The 10,542-nt window shown below is 37.1% G+C and carries 11 protein-coding genes and 1 riboswitch; of the genes, 9 read left to right on the forward strand and 2 right to left on the reverse strand.

The window, feature by feature from the left end; all coding sequences use genetic code 11:
• Window positions 1-13: 13 nt before the first annotated feature.
• Window positions 14-982 carry a nucleoside hydrolase gene (locus tag BFL01S_RS09080; protein ID WP_061785511.1) on the forward strand — a complete coding sequence of 323 codons (969 nt, stop codon included), beginning with the start codon at window positions 14-16 and terminating at the stop codon, window positions 980-982.
• Between the two features lie 33 nt (window positions 983-1,015).
• Here BFL01S_RS09080 and BFL01S_RS09085 read toward each other — a convergent pair whose 3' ends face one another.
• A complete protein-coding gene (locus tag BFL01S_RS09085; protein WP_061785512.1) occupies window positions 1,016-2,218 on the reverse strand; it encodes a MerR family transcriptional regulator in 1,203 nt (400 codons plus the stop codon).
• A gap of 267 nt (window positions 2,219-2,485) precedes the next feature.
• Here BFL01S_RS09085 and BFL01S_RS21255 point away from each other — a divergent pair, with 267 nt between their 5' ends.
• From BFL01S_RS21255 to BFL01S_RS09100, 4 genes are read left to right on the forward strand one after another with little or no spacing between them, the layout of a single operon-like run.
• A complete protein-coding gene (locus BFL01S_RS21255) occupies window positions 2,486-2,908 on the forward strand; it encodes an SDR family NAD(P)-dependent oxidoreductase (RefSeq protein WP_253347142.1) in 423 nt (140 codons plus the stop codon).
• Complete coding sequence (locus BFL01S_RS21260) at window positions 2,898-3,257, forward strand: SDR family NAD(P)-dependent oxidoreductase (RefSeq protein WP_263621962.1); 360 nt, start codon at window positions 2,898-2,900, stop codon at window positions 3,255-3,257. The genes BFL01S_RS21255 and BFL01S_RS21260 overlap by 11 nt, the downstream gene beginning before the upstream one ends.
• 15 nt (window positions 3,258-3,272) lie before the next feature.
• Window positions 3,273-3,575, forward strand: coding sequence for an ArsR/SmtB family transcription factor (locus BFL01S_RS09095; RefSeq protein WP_025910749.1), 303 nt, complete (start codon window positions 3,273-3,275; stop codon window positions 3,573-3,575).
• Between the two features lie 16 nt (window positions 3,576-3,591).
• Window positions 3,592-4,992 (forward strand): aldehyde dehydrogenase, encoded by a 1,401-nt coding sequence (locus BFL01S_RS09100; RefSeq protein WP_061785516.1) that lies wholly within the window; start codon window positions 3,592-3,594, stop codon window positions 4,990-4,992.
• Window positions 4,993-5,031: 39 nt separating this feature from the next.
• Here the strand turns inward: BFL01S_RS09100 and tenA are convergent, their stop codons facing one another.
• A complete protein-coding gene (tenA, locus tag BFL01S_RS09105) occupies window positions 5,032-5,721 on the reverse strand; it encodes a thiaminase II (protein ID WP_061785513.1) in 690 nt (229 codons plus the stop codon).
• A gap of 112 nt (window positions 5,722-5,833) precedes the next feature.
• A riboswitch (TPP riboswitch) is annotated at window positions 5,834-5,932 on the reverse strand.
• 395 nt (window positions 5,933-6,327) lie between these two features.
• Between tenA and BFL01S_RS09110 the strand changes: the two genes are divergently transcribed.
• From BFL01S_RS09110 to BFL01S_RS09125, 4 genes are all read left to right on the forward strand, one after another.
• Window positions 6,328-7,704, forward strand: coding sequence for a sodium/glutamate symporter (locus BFL01S_RS09110; protein WP_025910620.1), 1,377 nt, complete (start codon window positions 6,328-6,330; stop codon window positions 7,702-7,704).
• Between the two features lie 175 nt (window positions 7,705-7,879).
• On the forward strand, window positions 7,880-8,623 hold the full coding sequence (locus tag BFL01S_RS09115; protein ID WP_061785514.1) for a TspO/MBR family protein: 744 nt from the start codon (window positions 7,880-7,882) through the stop codon (window positions 8,621-8,623).
• A 261-nt stretch (window positions 8,624-8,884) separates the two neighbouring features.
• A complete protein-coding gene (locus BFL01S_RS09120) occupies window positions 8,885-9,064 on the forward strand; it encodes a hypothetical protein (protein ID WP_025908856.1) in 180 nt (59 codons plus the stop codon).
• A gap of 137 nt (window positions 9,065-9,201) precedes the next feature.
• Complete coding sequence (locus BFL01S_RS09125; protein ID WP_061785515.1) at window positions 9,202-10,536, forward strand: sodium-dependent transporter; 1,335 nt, start codon at window positions 9,202-9,204, stop codon at window positions 10,534-10,536.
• Window positions 10,537-10,542: the final 6 nt, after the last annotated feature.

Raw genomic sequence — 10,542 nt, forward strand, 5'->3', positions numbered from 1 at the left:
GGTGTGTTAAAAAATGGGAGGTGGTGCTTTGCGAGAAGAGATTAACGTCTTGTTGTTTATGGACCCAGGTATTGATGATGCCTTGGCGCTTATGTATGCTCTTTTACATCCTAATATTAACGTAGTAGGGATTGTGAGCGGATATGGAAATGTATCAAAAGAAGATGCGATTTTAAATACTTCTTATGTTTTAACGTTAGCAAATCGTAAAGATATTCCAATTATAGAAGGGGCTAAAGGACCAATCACAGGTGAAATCTCTGTTTTTTATCCTGAGATACATGGAGAAACTTTAGGGCCAATTAATGTTCCTCCATCCTTTGCGTTACCGGTGGAGCCATTTAGTAAATCATTCGAGTTAATTGAAACGTATAAAGGGAATATTACGGTGATTGCTACGGGACGTCTAACGGAATTAGCTATGTTATTTGTACTTCATGGGGATGTATTAAATGAATATGTAAATGAATTTTTTATAATGGGTGGCGCTTTTATGGTGCCAGGAAATGTTACGCCTGTTGCAGAAGCTAACTTTCATGGTGATTCTATTGCGGCTAATGTAGTTATGGAACGAGCAGAAAAGGTGCGAGTGTATCCATTAAACGTTACTCATAAGGTTATTGTAAAGCCGGAAACGATTCAAAAAATATCATCAACCAGTCAAAACCCATTTCAACCTCTAATATTACCAATTTATACTTATTATTTTGAAGCCTATAAAAAGCAATGGCCTGGTATACAAGGAACGCCTATACATGATATCGTTCCGTTAATGGCTTTAGTTAACGATGAGCTTATTCAATATGTTCAACGTAAAGTAAGTGTAGAGTTAAGTGGAGAAGCAAAAGGACAAAGTATCGCAGATTTTCGACCTAAAACATTAGTTGAAGAACAAAAAGAACCATCATATATAGCTTGGGGTATTAATGAACAGGCATTCCTAAAAGAGCTTACGACAATTTTAGTAAGACCCGTAAAATAAGTAAAGTCCCCATGATACTGGGGACTTTACTTATTATGATAAAAAGAGCTTCCACCACTTTCGCTTTCTTTTCATATCAGCAGCAGCTGTTTGGCGAAATGTTTGAACAAAATCATTGAACATTTCTTCTCGCTCAGACACATTTTGGCGGTGAAGCTTTCTTTCCTTTTCCATTTCTTTCAAATAGTAAACGCGTTCTTCATTCATGGAATCAATTAAATCTCGCAGTTCTTCTGTCGTATGGCTAGAAGAATTAGAGAGCTTTTCGACCATAAATTTAACTTGATTCATTGCAACGGTAGAATTGCTAGAAAAGCGATCAAGTAAATATTGCATCTCTTTTGATGATTCATCGGCATTCGCTACGATATCTTTCATATACAATTTCATTTCTTCAGCGCTTTGCTCTGCGGTATGAGACTGTTCATCCATAATGGACGAGATTTCATCCAATGCTTTTTCATTGGCACGGATAATTTTCTTAGACATATTCTCGACTTCTTTAGCGTTACGTTCTGAAGACTCAGAGATAACAGCTCCCACTGTTTCAACCATTTCGTACGTTTGATTAGCGCTTTTTTCAAGCTCTTTTTTTACTTCACCAACAATTTCTTCACGTACTTCGTTACGCATTCCTTCACGCATTTCTTTTAATAAATCATCTTTAAATGAATTTAATACTTCAAAAACATCCTCGTAGCGTCGCACCGCTTCTACAAGTTCTCCTTGCAATATTTCTCGTTCTTGTACGATAACGTCATTAGAAGAGGCGGGTTCTGATTCATTAGCATGAAGATGACTTTGTTTGTTTAGTAGCTCTTCATTAGACACGTTCGCTTTCTCTTCAGTAATTGGTTCTTCAATAGGCGGGTGAGTTTCCTTTTCATCTATTTCCTCAATTCTGTCTTCAGGTTTCTCAAGGGATTTTGACTCTACATCTTCGTTCGTCTCTGCAGACGACACTTCGTCAACTGTAGGAGCAGCTTCTTCATAGACCGTCTGCGTTTCTTGGCTCACTAGCTGTATGTATTCTTTCACTTCATCTAAGGTGCAGTTTTCCGCAAATAGCTGGTTAATATCACTGAGCAACTCAATTTTGTCCTCAGTATATACACGTGCTCCATCTCTTCTCTCAATATATAAATAACCCTGTAAGGAACTTTCCCACCCTTTTAATGTGCGACGATCTATATCTAGGCGGTCACATACAGCTTTAATTGTATAAATTTCAGTCATTTTTTTTCCTCCTCTAATTCTTTCCTAATAATAAAAAGTATGTACTAGCTTGATTTTCGTTGTATGTTGTATTCACCATATCTAACTAATTTTTCCTGCTAGGTGACAAAGGTTGTCAAAACTAGACGACATTAGCCTTTTATGTAAACAAAAAGAGAAATTTGTAAAATGCTCGTATGTATAAAAAGTTGACAGTATAAACTAAGTTCGATAAGATGTGTTCAAATGTTTAAGTTTTTAAACATATAAACACAAGAGCTGTTTTAAATGGAAAAAGGATATGCTTTGATTACAGGTGCGTCAGGTGGAATTGGAAGACAATTGGCATATCATTTTGCGGAAGATGGCTATTCACCCGTATTAGTAGCACGTAGTAAAGAAAAGCTGGAAGAGTTAAAGAAAGAACTTGAAAATAACTATTCAATTTCTGTTTTAATTAGTATAAAAGATCTTTCTAAACAAAAAGAGGCGTTAAAGCTTTACGATGAAATAAAGCAACAACGTATTACGGTTCAGTTTCTAGTCAACAATGCTGGCTTCGGTTTATATGGTGCATTTATCGAGACATCTTGGGCTGAAGAAGCAGATATGATTGACTTAAATATAAAAACGCTCACGTATTTAACGAAGCTATTCTTACCAGGAATGGTGGAGCGTAACCAAGGGCGAATTCTTAACATTGATCAGTAGCTTCTTTTTACCTGGACCATTGATGGCTGTTTACTATGCAACAAAGGCCTATGTTTTATCGTTTACTGAAGCGTTGGAGAATGAGTTGAAAGATACTAATATAACCATTAGTGCGCTTTGCCCGGGGCCTACTAAGACGGGCTTTAGTGACCGAGCTAATTTAAGTAGCTCAAAATTATTTGAATCAGGGGCTCTCCATGTGGAAGATGTAGCGAAAGTAGGTTATGAACAATTCATGAGAGGGAAAACGATTATTATACTTGGAGCTAAAGTAGCAACTATGCTGCCGAGGTTTTCCCCACGTAAGCTTATTACAAAAGTTGTAAGAAGTATGCAAGAAGTTAAGTAAGAGAGGATAGGTAGCATGAGTACACGCGCAGTGGAATTATTTCGATCAAGTATTCCTGTTTTTCAAGCACTAAGCGATTCAGCGAGACAGGACATTATTTTATTATTAGCAGAAAAGGAACCACTAACGGTCAATGAAATCGCAAAAGAATCAACCCTCTCTCGACCAGCAGTTTCTCATCACTTAAAAATATTACGTGACCAAAAGCTTGTAAGTATTGAGCAAAAAGGAACGCAGCGTTATTATTCACTCGCATTAGAAGATGCGGTAGGGCTATTAAAGGAATTAATTTCAACAATTGAAAAAGAATGTTTATGATCAAAGAGGTGAAGAAATGAAGCATAGTGAGTATTACGTTACAGATGAGAACATTATCAGCAATATTGTCGAAAAGCAAAAGCGGTACTTCTATGAACAAAAGACAAAGTCCAAAGCCGTGCGAGTGCAGGCACTAAAGGATTTGCAATCCATGATTAAATCCAATGAAGAAGTAATTATGGAGGCGTTGAAAAAAGATTTAAACAAATCAGAAATAGAAGCGTATGCTTCTGAGATTGGCATTTTGTTAGAAGAAATTCGCTTTACGCTAAAGCATTTAGACGGCTGGATGAAGTCTAAAAAAGCAAAGACAGTCATGACTCATATTGGTTCAAAAGGATATATCATCCCGGAACCTTACGGAGTGACGCTCATTATTGCACCGTGGAACTACCCGTTTCAACTAGCTATTTCACCATTAATTGGCGCTATTGCAGCGGGCAATACAGCAATTATTAAGCCGTCGGAACTGACGCCTAATGTTTCAAGGGTAATGGAAGAATTGCTTGCCAAAACGTTTGACCCTTCGTTTGTTACAGTTATAGAAGGAGCTGTGGAAACGACTCAAATCTTATTGAAGCAACCGCTGGATTATATTTTCTTTACAGGAAGCGTCAATGTTGGAAAAGTCATTATGCAAGAAGCAGGAAAGCAGCTCATTCCAGTCACGTTAGAGCTAGGAGGTAAGAGCCCTTGTATTGTGCATAGAGATGCAAATGTTGAACTTGCGGCTAAGCGCATCATGTTTGGTAAAAGTATGAATGCTGGTCAAACATGCGTTGCTCCAGACTACTTGTTAGTTCATAAAGACGTAAAGGTTCAGCTTATTGCACAGCTACAGAAAGCCGTAACGCAGTTTTATGGCGAAGATGTACTCACAAGCGGGCGTTATGGCAGAATTGTCAGTGAGAGACACTTCGATCGTTTAATTGAGTTTTTACAAGATGGAAAAGCTGTAATTGGCGGTAATTATAATGAAGAAACGCTCCAGATTGCTCCAACCGTCTTAGACGAAGTAAAATGGGATTCAAGCGTTATGCAAGACGAAATTTTCGGTCCAATTTTACCTCTTATTGAATATGAAAGTGTAGATGAGGTCGTAAGTGCAGTTCATCAAAAAGCAAAGCCGCTAGCTCTATATTTGTTTTCAGAAAGTGAAGAGGTTCAGCAGCAAATTATTAACACGGTTTCATTTGGGGGAGGGTGCATTAACGATACGATTATGCACCTGGCAACGCCGCACCTGCCATTTGGAGGAGTTGGAGAGAGTGGAATCGGTCAATATCACGGTGAGGCAAGCTTTAAAACGTTTTCACACTTTAAAAGCGTGCTGAAGCAAACAACAAAGTTTGATTTTGCCTTTAAGTATCCGTCTGATAACCAAAGTCTAAAAACGATTAAAAAGTTTTTGAAATAACGTCAAACGAAAGGGCTTCTTTATAAGAAGCCCTGTTTGTTATGAGTGCACGATGGTTTGAGATAGAGGCCATTGCTCTTGTTTGTAGGCCATGTCCCAAAATAGATACTCAAGTTCGCAACTTTTGATAAAATGCTCTTTCATACGTCTACGTTCCTCAGCTGAAGCTTTTTCTGCTAACTCATCTAATTTGTCACAAAACCATTTTGTCGTTTCTTTCATTTCTCCATTGGTATAAAAGAAAATCCATTCGTAAAAAGGGTGATCCGGTGTTAAGTTCACTTCGCCTGCAATACGCTCGCCAATTTCAACGTATGTCCATGGACATGGCAGTAGCACAGCAATAATTTCACCTAGTGTCCCTGTATGTGCGACCGTCATCATGTGGCTAATATAATGATTTGCTGTTGGTGCTAAGGGCTGATGCTTCATATCTTCATAACGAATGCCAGCTACTTTACAAAAATTATTATGAGGATGGACTTCACTATGTAAAACAATTGAAATACCGTTATTAAACACTTCCATTTCATCACGGGTACTACATTTTGTTAACGCCGCACCGTATATGCGAACAAAAGCAGTTAAATATTCATAATCCTGTGACACATAATGAATTAAAGCTTCTTTTGGAACTTTTCCTTCCTTAATACCTGCAACAAATGGATGTTGAAAGATGGCATCGTAAATGTAAGCTGCTTCTTTGCGTAATTGAGCTGAAAATGACAATTGATATTCCTCCCTAATTGAATCCACAAGGAACGCGCTTATAAATGTAGGCAATAACAAAAAAAACACCCCATTATATGGAGTGGTAAAGACAGTTGTTGGTGTATTACACGACAACGCCGTACCACTTTCCTACGCTGGTATAAGCCAGATCAGGTTCAAAGGGATCAAGATTCCTTGTCTCAGCCAAACGGCACCCCTAGTGGATTCTTTCATTTTATTCTTATTCAATTTAACATAAAAAAAAGAATTATACAAAAGTTTAGAAAGAATGGTTCAAAAGTAACGGAAGTAGTAGTTTGAATAGTGATATTTTTTAAAAAAATAAACGAGATAAATTACATATGAAACTAGTAACTAAACGATTGAAGTAGTTAATGAAAAAATGAGAAAATTGTCACGAATCTTGTCGGAATGTGCAAAGGCTGTGCTATCATGCTATAATAATTGTAAGCTCGTTACGTTTAAACAAGCTCAATTAAAGAATTAAGCTACAAATTGAAGAGGTATTTAGCTGAAGCTAAATGGCCTTTTCAGTTTGCCTAGTTTAATATAAATTAGTCCTGTCGATTTAGTAGGAATTATATTTTTTAAGGAGGTTGTTTAATGAATCTATCAGCATGGGATTTATTTGTGGATCTTGGTTTCATCTCACTGTTATTAGTGGCTGGTACCATTATTCGAGCAAAGGTCAGGTGGGTACAAAACTTATTTTTACCTGCGAGTATTATTGCCGGAATATTGGGTTTAGCATTAGGGCCAAACGGTATTGGCCTCATTCCATTCACTGATCAAATTGGAACTTATCCAGGTATTCTAATCGCGGTTATTTTTGGTGCAATTCCAATTGCAACTCAAAGTGTAAAGTTTAAAGAAATAGCGGGTCGCGTAGGTAGTATGTGGTCGTATTCTCAAATGATTATGCTAGCAATGTGGGGCGTCGGTTTACTATTTTCATTGCTGCTATTAAATAACGTTTGGGGAGATTTAAACTTAGGATTTGGCTTGTTATTAGCAGCAGGATTTATCGGTGGACATGGAACAGCGGCTGCTGTCGGAGATGCGTTTGCAAAGCAAGGATGGGAAGAAGGATTATCGCTAGCGATGACATCAGCAACAATTGGTGTTATTTGCTCAATCGTAGTAGGGTTGGCGTTCATTAAATATTATTCGAAAAAAGGTGAAACAAATTATCTTGCAAGATTTGAAGACTTACCACGAGAATTAAGAACAGGATTAATCCCCCCTGAAAAGCGCACTTCTACAAAAATGGATACGGTATCATCGATTGCTGTTGATCCACTTGTCTTACATGTGGCTTTAGTGACAATTATCGCATTAGGTGGCTACTATTTAAGTGAGCTAGGTCAAACGTTGTTGCCTTCAGTAACAATACCGGCTTTTTCACTAGCTTTTCTTGTAGGTTTAGCTATTAAAGGTATTATGAAGAAAACGAATAGCGATCAGTATATTAATGCAGATGTAATGAACAGAATTAGTGGAAGTGCAACAGACTTCTTAGTTGCGTTTGGTATTGCTTCTATTAGTTTATCAGCGGTAGCAAGCTATATTGTACCTTTTGCACTGTTATTATTATTCGGTCTGTTGTTTGCATGGTTTGTATTCCGAGTTCTTTCTGGCAAGTTCTTTGGTCCAATTTGGTTTGAACGAGGAATTTTCACTTGGGGATGGATTACAGGAACAACGGCAATGGGAATCGCACTATTGCGTATCGCGGATCCTGAAAGCAAAAGTAAAACACTCGATGATTACGCGTTGGCATATATACCGATTGCGCCGGTAGAGATTCTCCTTATTACATTTGCTCCATTAATGATTGCAACGAGCCAGCATTGGTTGTTTGTGCTTATTACAATTGGAGCAAGCATAGCTATTTATTTATTTGCCATGTTAAGAGGATGGGTTAAAAACGAAAAGAAATCATCCAGTCAATCAAGAAGTATAGAAGCAAACTCAAAATAACAACTCAGCCTAAGGCTGAGTTGTTGTTTTTTTAGGAGTCAAAAGGCCTATTCTAAGAAAAATTGTTAACGAGTGCATAAATTTAGGTCAGACGAGGTATTAATGAAGAGAAGCTACTATTTTATCTTTTTAGCTAGAACAACTATATTTACATCTACAGGAAAGGAGAAATAGTATGGCAAATTTTCGTTTTTATAGTATCTTAAATGCGATTGGTTTAGTTCTTGTGTTAATCGTAAACTATTTAGCGAACGCTTTACCAATAGGTGGTCAAACTACAGGTGAAGTATCTGATAGCGTACCAACACTGTTTACGCCAGCAGGCTATGCGTTTGCGATATGGGGCCTAATTTATACGCTTCTAATTATCTGGATTATTCGTCAATTTATTGCGAGAGAAGATCAAAAAGAAATCTATGCGAAAATTGGTATTTGGTTCTTCATTAGTTGTTTACTAAATAGTGCATGGATTTTTATCTTTCAATATCGTTACTTTACTCTTGCTTTACTCGTCATCGTTCTATTCTTAGTAACGCTAATGATTATTTACTCCATCATTCAAAATTCCAGAATGACAACATGGTTTATGAGGCTGCCGATTTCTATTTATATTGGCTGGGTATCCGTAGCAACAATTGTTAATGTCTTTGTTGTATTCCAAGCTAATGGAATCGAAACGCTGTTTGGTTTAGGTGAACAGACGTGGGCAATCATTATGCTTGTAGTGGGCGGAATATTAGGCGTTTTGTTTACAAGAAAAAACAGAGATATCGCATACTCACTCGTATTCATATGGGCTTTTATTGCAATTTCTGTTAAGCAAAGCGCATACTCAGGGATTGTAACAACAGTTTGGGTTGTAGTCGTAATATTGGCACTTAATATCATTGTTCAGCTCATTCGTAATTATCGAAAGTGAAGAAATCCTAGCGATTGCTAGGGTTTCTTTTTTTCGTTACGATCCTCTAATAAAGAAGATGTGAAACCGATTAAGCAAATCAATATGCCAAAAGGGACAACAATGGGAATAAAAGATAAAATAAAGGCCATTCTGTACCCTCCTTTACACCAAACGGATTTTATATATAAATATGTGAAGAAGAAAAAAATAGTCTTGGATGTTTAAAGGGATTCATTCAAGGCTATATCATAAGTAATAAAGTAAAAGAGGAGCTTAAAAATGACGTATTTAGTAGCTTATACAGATAAAGAAAATATGGAGTACAGTCAAATTACATGTAAAGATTATGCAGAAGCGGAAAGAGAGGTCCTTCGATTAGAAAAAGCAGGACACTTGCATATTGAAATTATTTCGAATCAAGAAGCATATGACGGTGACGAGTCTTCTTTTCGCGAATAGCTAGAACAAAAAAGTTATTGTAAGAAAACGAAACAAGCAGTGTTTTTCTTGAAAAAATGCAATAGAGAATGATTTTCTCTTCAATATATGATAAAGTACTATTCAGATGAGTATAGAAGAGGAGAGAATTTGGTTATATGAGTAAAGCAAATCAGTGGTCTTCACGTTTAGGATTCGTATTAGCATCTGCAGGTGCTGCGATCGGTCTTGGTGCCATTTGGAAATTTCCCTATGTGACTGGGACAAGCGGTGGAGGAGCATTCTTTTTATTGTTTGTACTGTTTACGCTCTTTATCGGGTTACCGTTGTTGTTAGCGGAATTTATTATTGGTAGGCATACTGGAAAAGAAGCGATTAGTGCATATAAAGCAATTGCCCCCAACACAGCTTGGGTTTGGATTGGACGAGTAGGCGTTATCAGCTGTCTGGTCTTGTTGTCTTTTTACAGCGTTGTAGGCGGATGGATTATTCTTTATACCATTATGAGTCTTAGTGGACTACTTACTGGAAAAGAGTATGGTGCACTTTTTAATACGGTTATTGCAGAGCCTTATCTAGTAATTGGAGCTCAGGCTTTATTTTTGATTATTAATGTATATGTTGTATCAAGAGGAGTTCAAAAAGGGATTGAGCGTACAAACAAATATATGATGCCTTTGTTATTTATTTGTTTTTTAATTATCGTTGTTCGCTCGTTAACGCTAGATGGGGCAATGGAAGGTATAGAGTTCTTTTTGAAGCCTGATTTTAGTGCCATTACAGGTACATCTGTTTTGTACGCATTAGGGCAGTCTTTCTTTTCTCTATGCGTAGGTTTATCTTGCATGGTTACTTATAGTTCTTATTTAGGAAAAGATATAAGCTTAACAAAATCTGCCGGTTCCATCTCTGTTTTAAATCTGGTTGTATCACTTCTCGCTGGGTTAGCTATTTTTCCTGCCGTATTTGCATTAGGCATGGAACCAACAGAAGGGCCAGGATTGCTTTTTGTTGTATTGCCACAAGTGTTTGAGCAAGTACCATTCGGCCCTGTATTTTTAGCACTATTTTTGCTGTTATTTTTATTTGCAACGTTAACTTCATCTTTTTCACTTTTAGAAATTATTGTGGCGGCTCTTACAAAAGAAAAGCAGGAGAAGCGTCCAAAATCTGCAGTATTAGCAGGAGTTATTGTCTTTCTTGTTGGGTTGCCTTCAGCGCTGTCATTTGGTGTCTTAAAGCACATCACGGTGTTTGGTAGAAACATCTTTGACACAGCAGATTTCTTTGTAAGTAACTTAATGCTTCCCATTGGAAGTCTTTTAATCGCTATTTTTATTACATGGAAAATGAAAAAAGAGCACGTGTTTGAAGAATTTAAAACGGGAAGCCCAAAATCTGAAAGGTTATTTTCAACGTGGTTTATCCTAGTTAAATATATTTTGCCATTCATTATTATTGTGGTTTTATTTAATTTAGCTAGTGCCTACTAGGTAAAA

Source organism: Priestia flexa NBRC 15715, from assembly GCF_001591565.1.
GTDB lineage: Bacteria > Bacillota > Bacilli > Bacillales > Bacillaceae_H > Priestia > Priestia flexa.